Below are 14,687 nucleotides of genomic sequence, written 5' to 3' on the forward strand. Positions count from 1 at the left end.
CAGAACTCAAAAGAGGCGCCTTCGGGCGCCTCTTTTCTTGGCCGACGGCTCAGGATGGCGGACGCCCGTTCCGGTCGCCTCGCGTGCCGCCCGCCACGGGGCCGGTGTCGCGCTGCCCGGTCAGCCCCAGCTTGCGCAGCCGGTAATCCAGCTGCGCCCGGCTCATGCCCAGGTCGCGCGCGGCCGCCGAGACATTGCCCCGAGCCGCGCTCAGGGCGCGCGAATAGGCGTCCGTCTCGATCTGCTGCATCGTGCGCCCCTCGACATGCCCGCTGGCGGTGCTGCGCATGATGCTGCCGCTGGCATGCAGGCGCTCGATGAACTCGGGCATTTCTTCAAGCCCGGCAAACAGATGCGAGATTTCCAGATCCCCGGCGGGTTCCGCAAAGATGACCCCGCGCTCGATCATGTTCGACAATTCCCGAACATTGCCGGGATAATCGTAGCGCAACAGCAGGTCCAGTGCCGGCCCGCCGATCTTGCGCAGCGGACGGCCGTGGCGTCGGGAATGGCGGGCGAGGAAATGCTCGATCAGCATCGGCAGATCGTCGCGTCTTTCGCGGAGCGGCGGCAGCATGACCGGCAGCAGCGACAGACGATAGAACAGGTCGGCGCGGAACGCGCCCGACTGCACCGCCGCACGCGGCTGGCCCGAACAGGTCGACACGATCCGGTAATCGCTGCGCACGCCCTCGACCGGCTGAACCCGCAGCGCCAGATGGCCCTGCAGGGCGCGGGGCAGGGCCAGAAGATCGTTGAAGAACAACGTCCCGCCGCGCGCCCGTTCGATCTGGGCGTCGAGCGTCTTCATCGCCGATTGCGTGTCCTCGGCGTCGAACATGGCGCAGTTCACCGCCACGAAAGGCCCCGAGGGCCGGCGCCCGATTTCGTGCAGTCGGCGCGCGAACAGCTCTTTCCCCGTGCCCGGCTCGCCCAGCAGCATCACCGGTTCGTCATAGCCGCCGACGCGCTCGATCAGGCGGCGCGCCCGCATAATCGCGGGCGAGCGGCCCTGAATGGTGCTGGCGCTGTCCTCGTCGGCCTTGGGCAGATCGACGGGCGGTTTCCACGGTTTCCCTCGACCGCGCGGCGTATCGAGCCCGAACTCCGCAAGCTCGGGCACATCGTCGCCCCAGGCCTCGGCATGGCGCCCGATGATCACGCAGCGCTCGGCGCCCATCCCGGTGCATTCCACTTCGCGGAAAATGACCGGATGCCCCAGAAGCCGCGTCGTATAGCCCGAAGGCACGCCGATCAGCATCCAGCAGACCGGACAGTCGCAGACGCCGTAATGCGACAGGTGCTCGATCGCCTCGGAACTGTCGTGCCAGTAGAACTCGCCATGGTAATGCCCGCGCGCGACGTCGAACTCGAACCGCTTTGTGGTGACCTTGACGAAACCCTCCATGGTGTGGATGCGCGGGCCGGCGGCCAGCGCGGCGGTCAGGTCCTGTTGCTGGAACCGCTGCGCGATCACGTCGGCCAGGTGAATGCCCTGGTTCCAGCCGACCTGGCGGAAGATGCGGCGCGTCTGGTCCATGCCCATCGCCTCGATCATCTCGTGGCGCAGATGACCCAGCGAGGCGGTCTGCATCATCACCATGCGGTCGTCGTTCAGCCAGATCCGCCCGTCCCCCAGCGCGAATTGCAGCGCGCCGGCAAGGTCGGACAGCGTCGGCGGCGCCCCTTCGTCCAGCAGTTTTGAATCGCCCCGCGACAGGATGCGCGGCGCACGGCGCGAGGCTTCGGTCAGCGAGATTCGACGGGACATGCAGAATTTGATGAAGCTGAAAGATGGATTTCATCAAGACATGAAATTTCTGCGTCTGCAATGCTCTCGTGAAAATTGATTTAAAACAGAGGCTTGTTTTAAATTTTCGCGCCGTCGCGATTATGTCTTGCGCAAATTCTTACCCGATCCCCCAACTTGCCCCGCATCCCGGTGAGGAGCCGGGCGTCTACGGGAGGACATCATATGGACGGATCAGCAGGGGCATTCCTGAGCGAAGCTTTGTGGAGCGGGCGCATCTATTCCGGCGGCTGGACTGCGACCGAGGCCCAGTCCGAGGTGACGGCGCCCGCCGACGGCGCCTTCGTCGCGCGGGTCGGAAAGGCCAGTGCCGCCGATCTGGCGCGCGCCGCCGCCGCCGCCGCGCAGGCGCAGCCCGGCTGGGCCGCCACGCCGCCCCAGCAGCGCGCGAAGATCCTGAGCGCCGCCGCCGACATCCTGGAAGCCAACGGGCCCGAACTCATGCCGTGGATCATCCGCGAAACCGGCTCGATCCCGCCCAAGGCCGGGATCGAGATCGAGCACAGCGCGGGTTTCATTCGGGCCGCGGCCAGCGCCGCGCTGGAACCCGCGGGGCGTATCCTGCCCAGCCCGGATGGCCGCCACGAGGAAGCGCTGCGCGTGCCGCATGGGGTGGTCGGCGTGATCTCGCCCTTCAACTTCCCGCTGATCCTGTCGATCCGCGCCATCGCCGCGGCGCTCGCCACCGGCAACACCGTGGTCCACAAACCCGATCCGCGCACGCCGATCACCGGCGGTGTCATCATCGCCCGGATCTTCGAGGAAGCGGGCCTCCCCGCGAATTGCCTGCATATCGTGCCGGGCGGCGGCGATGTCGGCGCGGCGATGTGCGAGGACCCGCATATCGCCATGGTCAGCTTCACCGGCTCGCCCGAAGTGGGCTCGAAAGTCGGCGAGGCCTGCGGGCGCAACCTCAAGCGCGTGCAGCTGGAACTGGGCGGCAAGAACGCGCTGGTGATCATGGAGGATGCCGACCCTGAGCGGGCGGCGTCCAACGCGGCCTGGGGCGCGTGGCTGCATCAGGGGCAGATCTGCATGGCGACGGGGCTGATCCTTGCGCCCAGGGGCATGGCCGCGGATCTGGCGGACAGGCTTGCCGCCAAGGCCCAGCATCTGCCGGTCGGGGACCCGGCCCGCGGGCAGGTGGCGCTGGGGCCGTTGATCTCGGGACAGGAGGCGCGGCGCATCGAGGGGATCGTGCAGGACGCGGTCGCCAAGGGCGCGCGACTGCTGGCCGGGGGCACGGCGGAGGGCACGATGTTCCCCGCCACGGTGCTGACCGATGTGACGCCCGGGATGCGCGCTTTCGACGAGGAAATCTTCGGCCCGGTCGCGGTTATCGCCGCCTATGACGGGGATGACGACGCGGTGCGTCTGGCCAACCTGTCCGAGTTCGGCCTTGCCGCCGGGATCATCGGCACGGATCTGGGCCGCGCGCGGGCGCTTGGCGACCGGCTTAAGGTGGGTCATCTGCACATCAACGACCAGACGGTGACGGCAAGCCCCTTCGCCCCGTTCGGCGGGCGCGGGCGCTCGGGCAACGGGACGCGGATCTCGGGTCCGGCGATCTGGGAGGAATTCACCCAATGGGTCTGGGTCACGACCCTGCCCGAGGCGCGCAGCTACCCGTTCTGACCCCTCATGCCTTCGGACCGGCGGCCGCCCCCTCGGCGGGGCGGGTGGCCCCGGCTGACCTGAACAAAGGACAAGACCATGAATTTGCAAGGCAAGACACTCGTCGTAACCGGCGCCTCGTCCGGGATCGGCTCGGAAGTGGCGCGGCTGGCGCGGTTTCACGGCGCGCGCGTTATCGGCATGGACCGCAATGACCCGATGGTGTCGCTCGATGGTTTCGTGACGGTCGACATGGCCGATCCCGGCTCGATCCAGGCGGCCGTCAACGAATTGCCCAGCCGTATCGACGCGCTGGTCAATTGCGCGGGGGTCTCTGGGATGGCGGATCCCGACCTCGTGGCGCGGATCAACTATCTGGGGCTGCGCCACCTGACCGAAGCGCTGGTGCCGCATCTGAAGGGTGGCGCGGTGGTCAATGTCGCCTCGATCCTGGGCGTCGAATGGCCCCGGAGACTGGACGCGCACAAGGCGCTGGCCGCCACCGCCGATTTCGACTCGGGCGCAGCGTGGCTGAAGGTGAACCCGGTCCCGCCCGAAACCTGCTACCAGTATTTCAAGGAAGCGCTGATCGTCTGGACCAAGCTGCGCGGCTACGCGCTGTTCATGCAGCACGACATCCGCATGAACGCAGTCGCGCCGGGGCCGGTGATGACGCCGATCCTTGGGGAATTCGTGCAGATGCTGGGCGAGGAGCGGGTCGCCGCCGATGCCGCCAGGATCAAGCGCCCCGCCATCCCCGACGAGATCGCGCCGCCCGTCCTCTTCCTGTGTTCGGATGCCGCGCGCTGGGTGACGGGGATCAACCTGCCCGTCGATGGCGGCATCGACGCGATGTATACCTGAGCCGCGCCATGTCGATTGAACAGCTGGACGCCGTGCTCGAGGCCGGGGCGCAGAACCCGCCTCCGGTCACACAAGGTCCCGCCGCCCTGCGGCAATGGTTCGAGGCGATGATGGCGCCCATGCCGGTGGCCGGAACTGTCGCGGTCGAACCGGTCGAGATCGCCGGGAACGGCTGCGAATTCCTGTGGCCCGACGGCCCGGGCGACGGAACCGGCCCGGGCACCAATACCCGGCTGATCGTCTACGTTCATGGCGGCGGCTTCGTCTTCGGCTCACCACGCTCGCACCGGGTCATCGCCAGCCATCTGGCCCGCGCCAGCGGGATTCCCGTGTTGTCGGCGCAGTACCGCATGGCGCCCGAGCATCCCTATCCTGCCGCGCCCGACGATCTCATGGCGATCTGGCGCTGGGTGCTGGAGAGGGGCCACGCGCCGGGCACCGTCGCGCTGGCGGGGGATTCAGCGGGTGGCACCCTGGCGCTGGGCACGGCTTGTCGGGCGCGCGATGCGGGCTTGCCGCTGCCCGCCGCGCTGGCGCTGTTGTCCCCGGCGCTGGACTTCGCCCATGACAGCGCATCGCATGTCGAGATGGCGGGAGGCGCCGCTGGTCAACCGGCCCTTCGCCGAGATGTTCACTGCGGCGTATCTCGGCGCGCGCGACCGTCGCGACGCTGGGGTGACGCCGCTTTGCGGCGATCTGTCCGGTCTGCCGCCGATGCAGGTGCAGGTCGGCAGCCGGGAGTTCCTGCGCGACGACAGCGTGACGCTGGTCGAGCGCGTCGTGGCCGCGGGCGGCCGTGCCGAGATGATCCTCTGGGACGGCATGTGCCACAACCACCAGCTTTTCGCGCCCGTCCTGGAGGAGGGGATGGACTCGATCGAACGCGCCGCAGCGTTCCTGCGCGCCCATCTGGCGTGAGGACCTGACACAGCCGCGCGGCCGCCGCAGGCCGCGCAGACAACAAGGGAGGAGCAAACATGAAAACCCACCAACCCGGCGCCCTGACGCGCCGGCATTTCACCGCACTGGGCGGGGCGGCGCTGGTCGTGCCGGCGATGGCCCGGCGCCTGCGCGCGCAGGATGCCGACACGATCCGCATCGGCTTTGTCGGGCCGCGATCGGGGCCTCTGGGCATATTCGGCGCAGGCGACGCCTTTCTGGTCGAGCATTTCAACCGCGCGCAGGCGGACGGGATCGAGATCGGCGGGCGCCGCTACGGGGTCGAGATCGTGCTGGTCGATACCCAGTCCGACCCGGTGCGCGGCAGCCTTGTGACGCGCGACCTGATCACCGGGCAGGCGCCCGACATCGTCATCACCGCCTCGACGCCCGAAACCGTCAACCCGGTCGCCGATGCCTGCGAGGCGGCGGGGATGCCCTGCCTGTCGACCACCGCGCCCTGGGAGAGCTTCTATTTCGGGCGGGGCGGGCGTCCCGGACAACCTTCGCCCTTCCGCTGGACCTATCACTTCTGTTTCGGGACCGGGAATTTCGTCACCCTCTATGATGACCAGTGGCGTCAGGTCGACACCAACCGCAAGGTCGGCATTCTGGCCCCGAACGATGCCGACGGGAACGCGATCCGCGCGGGGCTTCTGCCCGCGCTGTCGGCGGCGGGCTGGGACATTCTGGACCCCGGCCCCTACGAGAACATGTCGAGCGATTTCTCGCGGCATATCGAAGCCTTCAGATCCGCCGGGGTCGAGATCGTCAACGCCTTCCCTTTCCCGCCCGATTTCCCCGTCTTCTGGCGTCAGGCCGCGCAGCAGGGGCTGGCCCAGCAGGTCAAGGTCATGCAGATGGCCAAGGCCGGGCTGTTCGCCGCCGAACTCGATGCGATGGGCAGTCTGGGCTACGGGCTGCATGCCGGCGCCTACTGGCACCCGGTCTTCCCCTTCGCCTCGACCGCCGTGGGGCTGAGCAGCGCCGGAATCGCCCAGGGCTACGAGGCCGCCACGGGGCAGCAATGGAACCAGCAGGTCGGCGCGACGGCCAGCCTGCTCGACGCCACGCTGGCCGCGCTGCGTGCGTCGGGGGCGCCCAAGGACAAGGCCGCGCTCGCCTCGGCGCTGTCGGGCCTGCAATGCGACACGGCGGTCGGACCCGTCGATTTCGCCAATGGCCCGGTGCCCAATTGCGCCGAAACGCATCTGGTGGGCGTGCAGTGGAACCGCGCAACCAGCGGTCCCTGGGGGTATCAGCTCGATGTCGTGTCGAATGCCGATCACCCGTCGGTGCCGACCACGGCGGCGATGACCGCCTACCGGCTGGGGGGCTGAGATCCGATGCAGGCACTCCTTTCGGGGCAGGGGCTGGTCAAGTCCTTCGGTCGCCTGCGCGCGGTGGACGGCGTCGATATCGCCGTCCATCCGGGCGAGGCGCTGGGCATCGTCGGCCCCAACGGCGCGGGCAAGACCACGCTGTTCGGTGCGCTGGCCGGGGCCTTTCCGCTCAGCGCCGGCACGATCCGCCTGGACGGCGCCGCGATCACCGCGTTGCCCGCCGCGCGCCGCTGCGCGCTGGGCATCGCCCGCACGCACCAGATCCCGCGCCCGTTTCTGGGCCTGAGCGTGTTTGAAAACGTGCAGGTCGCCGCGCGCGCGGGCGGGGCGCTGGATGCCGACGCCTCGGTCGGGACTGCCGCGGGGATCCTGTCCCGCACCGGCCTGCACGATCTGGCCAACCGCCCCGCCGGGGCGCTGGGGCTTCTGGACCGCAAGCGGCTGGAACTGGCGCGCGCGCTGGCGACGCAGCCGCGCGTGCTGCTGCTCGACGAGATCGGCGGCGGCCTGACAGAGGCCGAGCTGGAACAGCTGGTCGCGCTGATCCTCGGGCTGAAAGCGCAGGGTCTGACCATCGTCTGGATCGAGCATATCCTGCACGCGCTTCTTCAGGTGATTGACCGGCTGGTCTGCATGGCGCAGGGCCGCGTTCTGGCCGAGGGCGCCCCCCAGACCGTGATGGCCGACGCGCAGGTGCGCGCCGCCTATCTGGGGAGCGACCCGGAATGACGCTGCTATCCGTCGAAACCCTGACCGCCCGGCACGGCTTGCTGACCGCGCTGCGCGACGTGTCGCTGAGCGTCGAGGCAGGCGAAGTCCTGTGCCTTATCGGCGCCAACGGCGCGGGCAAGTCGACGCTTCTGCGCTGTATCGCCGGGGCCCATCACGCTGCCACCGGGACGGTGCGGCTGCACGGACGGGACATGACCGCGCTGAGCGCCTTTGCCCGCGTGCGGACCGGGATCGCGCTGGCGCCCGAAGGGCGGCGCCTGTTCCCGGACATGACCCTGCGCGAGAACCTGATGCTGGCCGCCGAGAACGGGCGGCGCGGCGACTGGACCCTGACGCGCGTCCTCGACGCTTTCGACGCGCTGAAGCCGCTGCTCGACCAGCCTGCCGGGGGCTTTTCCGGCGGTCAGCGTCAGGCCGCTGCCATCGGCCGCGCGCTGATGGCCAATCCCGACCTCCTGCTTCTGGACGAGGTTTCGCTGGGCCTGTCGCCCGCCGCGGTCGAGGGGGTCTATGCCTCGCTTGCGCAGGTGCGGGGCGGGGGGAAGATGGGGATGATCGTGGTCGAACAGGACCTGACCCGCGCGCTGTCTTTCGCCGACCGGGTGATTTGCCTGTCCGAGGGCGAGGCCGTGCTCGAGGGCCGGCCCGCCGACCTGACCCGCGCGGCGATCACCCGCGCCTATTTCGGATTGTCGCAGGGTGAGGTGACGCATGTCTGAGAGCCTGCTCAACGCGCTGGTGCAGGGGGTCCTGCTGGGCGGCTATTACGCGATCGTCGCGGCCGGGCTGTCGCTGATGTTCGGCGTCGTGCGGTTCATCAACCTCGCGCATGGCGATCTTCTGGTGCTGGGCGCGATGCTGGCGCTTATCGCGGTCGAGGCTCTGGGCTGGCCCGTCTGGCTGGCCGTTGCCACGGTGATTCCGCTGATGGCCGCGCTGGGCTGGGCCCTGCAGCGCCTGATGTTCGAACGCGCGCTCGCGGCCGGGCCGCTTCTGCCGATCCTTGTCACGCTGGGGTTGGGCGCGACGTTGCAAAACGGGATGTTCGGGCTTTTCGGCTCGAATACCCGCTCGCTCGGCGCGCATATCGGCGATCTGTCTTGGTCGGGCTGGAGCCTGCCGGGCGGGCTCAGGGTGGGGACGCTGCCGGTCCTGACCTTCACCCTGGCCATCGCGGTGCTGGGACTGATGCACCTGATGCTGCGCCGCACGCCGCTGGGCCGCGCGATCCGCGCCACGGCACAGGATCCGGGGGCGGCGGAGCTTTCGGGCGTCGATGCCCGCCGCGTTCACCGTGCCGCCGCCGCCATCGCCTTCGCGCTGGCCGCGCTGGGTGGCGTGCTGCTGGCCATGCGCGCGCAGGTAACGCCCTTTGCCGGGCCGCCGCAGCTGATCTTCGCCTTCGAGGCGGTGGTCATCGGCGGGATCGGCAGCCTGTGGGGCACGCTGATCGGCGGCATCGTGCTGGGACTGGCGCAAACGCTGGGCGGCACGATCTCGGCGCAGGTCTCGCTTCTGGCGGGGCATCTGGTGCTGCTCGCGGTGCTGGGCTGGCGCGTCCTGCGCGACGAGGCGGCGGCGCGCGGCGGCTGGATAGCGCTGATGCGCGTGAAAGGACCTTCCCATGACTGAGCCCCATCTTCTTCCGATGCCGAAAGGCGACCGCCGCCTGATCCTGTCTGCCGGGGCGTTGCTGATCCTGCTGGCGCTTCTGCCGCTGGTCGCCCCCGCGCAGGCCATCGACAAGCTGACGCAACTGGGCATCTACGTCCTGCTCGCGGTGATGTGGAACCTGCTGGCAGGCTATGCCGGGCTGGTCTCGGTCGGGCAGCAGGCCTTCGTGGGGCTTGGCGGCTATGCCATGGTGCGGCTGGTCGAGGCGGGGCTGGGCCCTTTTCCCGCGCTGGTTCTGGCGCCTTTCCTGGTGGCGCTGGTGGCCTGGCCGCTTGCGTGGTTCGTGCTGCGCCTCCGGCTGGGAGAATTCGCGATCGCGATGTGGGTCATCGCCGAGGTGTTTCGCGGGCTGGTCATGTTCGACCCCCTGGTGCAGGGCGAGACCGGCACCTCGGTTCTGGCGCTCAATGCCATCGACGCCGACACGCGGCGGCTGGCGATCTACCTTCTGTCTCTGGTCGCGGCCTCGGCCGCGCTGGCGGGCAGCTTCGTGCTTTTGCGCGGGCGGCTGGGCGCCGAGGCGCAGGCGATCCGCGACGATGAAGAGGCGGCGGCCTCGGTCGGGGTCAGCACCTTCCGCGTGAAACGGCTGATCTTCGTCGCCGCGGCGGCAGGCTGCGCGCTGGCGGGAACCCTTTGGCTGGCCAGCGCCATCACCTTCCAGCCACGAACGGGCTTCGGCATCCAATGGACCGTGTTCATGCTGTTCATGGTGCTGACCGGCGGTCTGGGGACGTTTCTGGGACCGGTCGTCGGCGCGGTCCTGCTGATGGGCCTGCAGGAAGCGTTCGGCGATTTCGGCGCCTGGTACCTGTTCGGCGTGGGGGCGCTGTCGGTGGCTTTCGCGCTGGCGCTGCCCGGCGGGCTGGTGGGGTTGTGGTCGGCGCGCCGGGGCCGCGAGCCTTTGTCGATGCGGCGGCGTCTGAGCGCGGGCGAGGGGTGACAGGCCGGAACGCGGCGCAGACAGGAACCGCAATCATCGCGTTGCGGCTTCCCTGTCTGTGACGCATTCTGTCCGCTGCCATGCCAGCCCCACGCACGACAGGACATTTCGCATGAATACAGGCACCATAACGGGCAATTCGGATCTGATCGCCGCCATCCGCGACCGCTTCGCCAATGTCGACACCTGCCCCTTCCAGGGCGAGCGCATCTTTTTCGAGAATGCCGGCGGCGCGCTGACACTGAAATCGGTGGTCGAAACCTCGGCCTTCTTCGCGGGCATTCCCGACAATCAGGGCCGCGACAACGTCGCCGCCCATGCGCTGGTGGACAAGATCAACGCGGCCAAGGCCGATATGGCGCTGCTGATGAATGCTAAATCGGGGCAGTTCTTCATGGGCGAAAGCGGCACCGAATTGCTGTTCCGCCTGATCCGCACCGCCTGCGTGAACGCACCGAAAGGCGCCAAGCTTGTCGGGTCGTCGATCGAGCATCCCGCCTCGCGCAGCGCCGCGCGCCGCTGGGCCGAAATCGCCGGGCTGGATTATGTGAACGTGCCCCATAACGACGAAACCGGAACGGTGACGGCGGCCGATTACGCCGCGCTGATGACGCCCGACGTGGCGGTCGCGACGATCCTGCATGCCTCGCCCGTGACCGGAATGGGAATGGATGTGGCGGCGATTTCGAAGGCGATCCGCGCCGTGGCGCCCGATTGCGTGATCATCGTCGACGGGATCCAGCACGCGGCGCACGGCCAGATCGACCTCGCCGCGTATGACGTCGATGGTTACGTCATCTCGCCCTACAAGATGTTCTCGCGCCATGGTTACGGCATGGCCTGGATCTCGGACCGGCTGAGCGCGATGCCGCATGACATGCTGATCAATGCCCCGGCGACGGGCTGGGAATTCGGGACGCGCGATACCGGCGCCTATGCCACGCTGTCGGATGTCGTCGCCTATTTCGACTGGCTGGGCGGCGAGGTCTCGGACGAAACCGATCCCCGCGCCCGGATCGAGGCCGCAGGCCGGGCGATCCACGATTACGAGACGCATCTCACCGACAGCATGATCCACGGCATCGGCAACCTGCCGGGCCTGAAGGACATGGCGCATGTGCAGATCATCGCCGGGCAGGACAACCCGGCGCGCGAGGGGCTTGTGTCCATCGTGGTCAAGGGCATGCCCTCGCCCGACGTCGTGCGGCTACTCAACGAGCAGGGCATTCGCACGCATACCCGCAAGGCGGATCATTACAGCGGCAACGTGCTTGATCCGCTGGGCCTGTCCGATTGCATCCGGATCTCGCTGTGTCATTACAACACCGAGCAGGAAGTGGCCCAGTTGCTGGCCGCGCTGAAAGGGCTGGGCGACGCGGGCTGACGCGCCCCGCAAGCGCGCGGAAGCGGTTGTGACGCGGGCCCCGGGGCCGGATCTGCCATCCTGCCCCGGTGCCCGCGTTTCGACGTCGCCTCACGCCCCGCCTTCGGGGCCGGAACACCGATTTCGCCGCAGGTCCACTAGGCGGAATGTCGGGTAAATAGAGATCGGAAACAACTTGGATACCAAGCAGGGCTGGTATCATGCCGTTTCCGGTTGTAGAGCCAACGCCCCAACCCAAGACCGACAGAAAAGGATGCTGGGGTGCCGGAAAATACCGTTTCCGACCAGGCGATGCGCGCGTTCCTGCGGAGTTCCGTCGCGCGAATCGCCAAGCGGCCGGTCGAAGAGATCGACGATGAAACCCCGATCCAGGATTACGGGCTGACCTCGCTCGAGGTGGTGATCCTGAGCGGCAGTCTTGAAGACGAATTCGGACTCGAGATCGATCCGGCGCTGGTCTTCGAGTTCCGCACGATCGATCTCGTCTGCGAAAGACTTGCCGGCGACCGGGGCTGAGCGCTTGGCCTCAACGTTGGCCCCATTCTTGGCCCTTACCGCCTGGCCCGGACACATCTTGCCGAGGACGCCGCATGACCAATCCGACTCCCCGCCTTGCCTCTGCTCTCAAGAAGGCCGGCTCGGACGATCCCCGCACCCGGCTGGCCGCCTGCCGGACCTTGGTAGCCCATGGGGCGATAAACACCGCGGAACCCGTCCTGCAGGGCCTTGCCGGCGATGAGGCGCTCGCGGAGGATACGGCGGTGCTGCTCTCGGCTTGCCGCTACATCCGGCGAGTCCTGAAAGAAGCCGAGATGACCGACAACAGCGGCAATCCGGCGTTGTCCGAGGCGGCCGAACGGGACATCCTGCTGGGAGAAAGCTTCGACGATTTCTACCTGCTGAAGCGCGCGGAAGGCAGTGCCAACCTGATCATTGTCTTTACCGGCATGGCGCACAGCTTCGGGGTGTCGCTCGCGCTGCTGCTGCGCATCCTGAAGCGCTTTGACAGTCATGTCATCTTTCTTCAGGACGCGCACAAGCAGTACTATTTCAACGGGGTCGCGGGGCTTGGCGGCACCTATGCCGGGACGCTGGACGCGCTGCGGCACCGCGCGGCCGAGATCGGGGCAAGCAACATCTGGTGTCTGGGCCAGTCGGGCGGCGGCTATGCCGCGATCCAGTTCGCAACGGATCTGCAGGCTCGCGGCGTTCTGGCCTTCGTGCCCGCCACGACCCTTCAACCCCTGCAGGAGGACGGGACGCTGCCTGCCGACGGACCGGACAACGAAACCGGGACGGCGCTGCCCGGTCCGCTGGATCTGGCCGTGCAACTGGCCCGGGCCGAGGTCGTCCCGCATATCTCGATCGTCTTCGGCGCCCTGTCAGAGCAGGATTCCACTCAGGCAAAGCGGCTCACGCATCCGGCGGTCGAGCGGATCCCCATCGAGGGTTTTGCCGATCACGCGGTCTTCGCGAAGGTGGTGGCGGATCACCGTCTGGACGACATGATCCGGCACCTGTTCGCCAGCCAGCCCCACGATACCCGCGCCGGAAGGCAGCCAAACCCATGAGGGCCACGCGCGAGATCCTGTCTCCTGCCGATACCCGGCAGCCCTGCCGCGCGATGGTCACGCCGGCCCGGCCAGCGCGGCCGCGGCTCGCCGGAACGATGCTCAACCGGATGCCGTTGTCGCACGCCAGGGGGCCGCTGGGCGGCATGCTCTGTCTGGAAGGGCCCTTTGCCCCGCGATGGCAGGACGACGGCGCAGAAAGGGAAGTCTGACGGATGGGGGACAAGAGGCAACACGGCAAACCGGACGGCACAGGATCGTTCCGGGTCATCACGGACCCGTCTGTCGCCCGCAAGGTGAGCCGGTCGATGGCGTTCAGCGTGGTGGATCTGCCGGGATATTATCGGGACATGGCCGCTCTTACCGGGCTGGAGCTGGACGCGCTGATCCGCGTGGTCGATGGCATCCCGTTCTTTTCGAGCGGCGCGCGTCACCTCTTGTTGCGGCGCGTCATCCTGCAGGTCTTCCGGGAAGACAGGATCGAGGCCTGGCAGCCGGTCATTGACGAACAGATCGACGCGGCGATTTCCCGCCTGAAGTCTGCGGAGATTGTCGACCTGGCCGGAGATTTCGCCGATCCGCTCTTCGCCGGGGTGATGACCCGCCTGTTCGGATTGCCGGAAGCGCAGGCGGGCAACCTGAATGGCTGGGCCGAAACCGTCCGCTTCGTGTCCGAGCTTCTTCTGCCGATCCGGCGTGTGCGGGAGATGAACGACGCGGCCGGCCAGTTCCTCGATGCGATGCGCGCCGGAGGAGAATCGGGAAGCCAGCGCGACGCGTCGCTCTCGGGCCTGCTTGAACGGGCCGCCGGGACGGAGTTGACGGCTGACGAGGTCGACGCCCTGATCGCCGCGCTGTTCATCGCGGGGCAGACCACGGCGCATTCGCTGTCGAACATCCTGCTGCTGGTCTTGCGGCTGGAGCCGGGGCAACGACCCTTGCCCTCGGACCCGTTGCAGCGCCGGAACGCGGTCGAAGACCTGATCCGGCGGGGCGGGGCCCCGCAATACCTGCTGCGAATCGCCCGCGAAGGCGGGACATTGGACGGGCAGGCGTTGCAGGCCGGCGATCCCGTTCTGGTGCATATCCCCTCGGCCAACGGTTTGACGGAGGGCGCGGGCACGCCACCTGCGACGGCAAGCGGCTGTCCCTTCGGTCAGGCGCCGGATGTGCGATCGCATTTCAGCTTCGGCGCGGGCATCCATCATTGCCCGGGGGCGCCGCTCGCCCGGATGCTGATCGAGACGGCGCTGCACAAACTGCTGGCCGCGTTTCCGCGGATCGAATTGCTGGAGCCCGAACCCGAGATGTTCGGCACGGATATCATCAGAAGCCCGCGTTCGCTCAAGTGTCGCCTCGGTCCGACGGTCGGGTAAGGCGCTCTGCAATCGACGGAACCTGACGGCGATCGGTCCCGGAGGGGCAGGACGAAAGCGCGCGTGGCGAGGGTGCCGGGGGCGATTCGGCGGGAGGTCATTCAACCCGGGCGTTACATCTGAGCACAGTCTGCGCTTGGGTCGCTTCGACGGGCTTCGGGATGTGGGCGCTCACCTTCGTCCCCCGCGTTCTGCGCGGGCCAGGACTTGGAAACCAGGGGAGGGAGAGCGACCTTCGGTCGCCTGCCATGTCCGTAAGCCATTGAAATGACCGCGGCTGCTTGGCGGCCGGTGTCAAGTTCGTCGTAACGCCGTGACAGGATTGTGTCTCATTCGTCAGCGCCCCGTCGAGCGGATCGCCGTATGCATTTGGAATTCACGCGAATCCTGACACCAAGCGGCCACGCCGACCAAGGGTGCGCTTCCGCCCGGACAAC

13 protein-coding genes and 1 pseudogene are annotated in these 14,687 nt (G+C 68.0%); 13 read left to right on the forward strand and 1 reads right to left on the reverse strand.

Annotated features, from left to right (window positions below; all coding sequences use genetic code 11):
* Nucleotides 1-49 precede the first annotated feature (49 nt).
* Nucleotides 50-1,771, reverse strand: a complete 1,722-nt coding sequence (locus C4N9_RS16870; RefSeq protein WP_109534525.1) for a sigma-54-dependent Fis family transcriptional regulator — start codon at nucleotides 1,769-1,771, stop codon at nucleotides 50-52.
* A 204-nt stretch (nucleotides 1,772-1,975) separates the two neighbouring features.
* On the opposite strand from C4N9_RS16870, the gene C4N9_RS16875 reads away from it, so the two are divergent.
* The 13 genes and pseudogenes from C4N9_RS16875 to C4N9_RS16935 all read left to right on the forward strand — a co-directional run bounded on the left by C4N9_RS16875 (nucleotide 1,976) and on the right by C4N9_RS16935 (nucleotide 14,250).
* Nucleotides 1,976-3,445 (forward strand): aldehyde dehydrogenase family protein, encoded by a 1,470-nt coding sequence (locus tag C4N9_RS16875; protein ID WP_109534526.1) that lies wholly within the window; start codon nucleotides 1,976-1,978, stop codon nucleotides 3,443-3,445.
* Between the two features lie 78 nt (nucleotides 3,446-3,523).
* Nucleotides 3,524-4,288, forward strand: a complete 765-nt coding sequence (locus C4N9_RS16880) for a coniferyl-alcohol dehydrogenase (RefSeq protein ID WP_109534527.1) — start codon at nucleotides 3,524-3,526, stop codon at nucleotides 4,286-4,288.
* Between the two features lie 119 nt (nucleotides 4,289-4,407).
* Nucleotides 4,408-4,845 (forward strand): annotated as a pseudogene (locus C4N9_RS22510) (alpha/beta hydrolase fold domain-containing protein); the annotation flags it as partial.
* Between the two features lie 22 nt (nucleotides 4,846-4,867).
* Nucleotides 4,868-5,206 (forward strand): alpha/beta hydrolase, encoded by a 339-nt coding sequence (locus C4N9_RS22320; RefSeq protein WP_245902597.1) that lies wholly within the window; start codon nucleotides 4,868-4,870, stop codon nucleotides 5,204-5,206.
* Between the two features lie 59 nt (nucleotides 5,207-5,265).
* Complete coding sequence (locus C4N9_RS16890) at nucleotides 5,266-6,567, forward strand: ABC transporter substrate-binding protein (protein WP_109534528.1); 1,302 nt, start codon at nucleotides 5,266-5,268, stop codon at nucleotides 6,565-6,567.
* A gap of 6 nt (nucleotides 6,568-6,573) precedes the next feature.
* Nucleotides 6,574-7,299, forward strand: coding sequence for an ABC transporter ATP-binding protein (locus C4N9_RS16895; RefSeq protein WP_109534529.1), 726 nt, complete (start codon nucleotides 6,574-6,576; stop codon nucleotides 7,297-7,299).
* Nucleotides 7,296-8,021 carry an ABC transporter ATP-binding protein gene (locus C4N9_RS16900; protein ID WP_109534530.1) on the forward strand — a complete coding sequence of 242 codons (726 nt, stop codon included), beginning with the start codon at nucleotides 7,296-7,298 and terminating at the stop codon, nucleotides 8,019-8,021. The genes C4N9_RS16895 and C4N9_RS16900 overlap by 4 nt, the downstream gene beginning before the upstream one ends.
* Nucleotides 8,014-8,934, forward strand: a complete 921-nt coding sequence (locus C4N9_RS16905) for a branched-chain amino acid ABC transporter permease (RefSeq protein ID WP_210404068.1) — start codon at nucleotides 8,014-8,016, stop codon at nucleotides 8,932-8,934. The genes C4N9_RS16900 and C4N9_RS16905 overlap by 8 nt, the downstream gene beginning before the upstream one ends.
* The gene (locus tag C4N9_RS16910; RefSeq protein WP_109534531.1) at nucleotides 8,927-9,919 is read left to right on the forward strand and encodes a branched-chain amino acid ABC transporter permease; all 993 of its coding nucleotides are present in this window, start codon (nucleotides 8,927-8,929) and stop codon (nucleotides 9,917-9,919) included. Before C4N9_RS16905 ends, C4N9_RS16910 begins: the two co-directional genes overlap by 8 nt.
* 112 nt (nucleotides 9,920-10,031) lie before the next feature.
* Nucleotides 10,032-11,303 carry an aminotransferase class V-fold PLP-dependent enzyme gene (locus C4N9_RS16915; RefSeq protein WP_109534532.1) on the forward strand — a complete coding sequence of 424 codons (1,272 nt, stop codon included), beginning with the start codon at nucleotides 10,032-10,034 and terminating at the stop codon, nucleotides 11,301-11,303.
* A gap of 261 nt (nucleotides 11,304-11,564) precedes the next feature.
* The gene (locus C4N9_RS16920) at nucleotides 11,565-11,819 is read left to right on the forward strand and encodes an acyl carrier protein (RefSeq protein ID WP_109534533.1); all 255 of its coding nucleotides are present in this window, start codon (nucleotides 11,565-11,567) and stop codon (nucleotides 11,817-11,819) included.
* 74 nt (nucleotides 11,820-11,893) lie between these two features.
* Nucleotides 11,894-12,874, forward strand: a complete 981-nt coding sequence (locus C4N9_RS16925; RefSeq protein WP_109534534.1) for a hypothetical protein — start codon at nucleotides 11,894-11,896, stop codon at nucleotides 12,872-12,874.
* 308 nt (nucleotides 12,875-13,182) lie between these two features.
* Nucleotides 13,183-14,250: a cytochrome P450 gene (locus C4N9_RS16935; protein ID WP_109534536.1), complete on the forward strand. Its 1,068-nt coding sequence runs from the start codon at nucleotides 13,183-13,185 to the stop codon at nucleotides 14,248-14,250.
* Nucleotides 14,251-14,687 lie beyond the last annotated feature (437 nt).

It is taken from the genome of Pararhodobacter marinus (assembly GCF_003122215.1).
Taxonomy (GTDB): Bacteria; Pseudomonadota; Alphaproteobacteria; order Rhodobacterales; family Rhodobacteraceae; genus Pararhodobacter; species Pararhodobacter marinus.

Coding starts and splice junctions, on each gene's coding strand:
- C4N9_RS16870 (WP_109534525.1), bottom strand. CDS start 1,771: ATGTCCCGTCGAATCTCGCTGACCGAAGCCTCGCGCCGTGCGCCGCGC.
- C4N9_RS16875 (WP_109534526.1), top strand. CDS start 1,976: ATGGACGGATCAGCAGGGGCATTCCTGAGCGAAGCTTTGTGGAGCGGG.
- C4N9_RS16880 (WP_109534527.1), top strand. CDS start 3,524: ATGAATTTGCAAGGCAAGACACTCGTCGTAACCGGCGCCTCGTCCGGG.
- C4N9_RS22320 (WP_245902597.1), top strand. CDS start 4,868: ATGTCGAGATGGCGGGAGGCGCCGCTGGTCAACCGGCCCTTCGCCGAG.
- C4N9_RS16890 (WP_109534528.1), top strand. CDS start 5,266: ATGAAAACCCACCAACCCGGCGCCCTGACGCGCCGGCATTTCACCGCA.
- C4N9_RS16895 (WP_109534529.1), top strand. CDS start 6,574: ATGCAGGCACTCCTTTCGGGGCAGGGGCTGGTCAAGTCCTTCGGTCGC.
- C4N9_RS16900 (WP_109534530.1), top strand. CDS start 7,296: ATGACGCTGCTATCCGTCGAAACCCTGACCGCCCGGCACGGCTTGCTG.
- C4N9_RS16905 (WP_210404068.1), top strand. CDS start 8,014: ATGTCTGAGAGCCTGCTCAACGCGCTGGTGCAGGGGGTCCTGCTGGGC.
- C4N9_RS16910 (WP_109534531.1), top strand. CDS start 8,927: ATGACTGAGCCCCATCTTCTTCCGATGCCGAAAGGCGACCGCCGCCTG.
- C4N9_RS16915 (WP_109534532.1), top strand. CDS start 10,032: ATGAATACAGGCACCATAACGGGCAATTCGGATCTGATCGCCGCCATC.
- C4N9_RS16925 (WP_109534534.1), top strand. CDS start 11,894: ATGACCAATCCGACTCCCCGCCTTGCCTCTGCTCTCAAGAAGGCCGGC.
- C4N9_RS16935 (WP_109534536.1), top strand. CDS start 13,183: ATGGCGTTCAGCGTGGTGGATCTGCCGGGATATTATCGGGACATGGCC.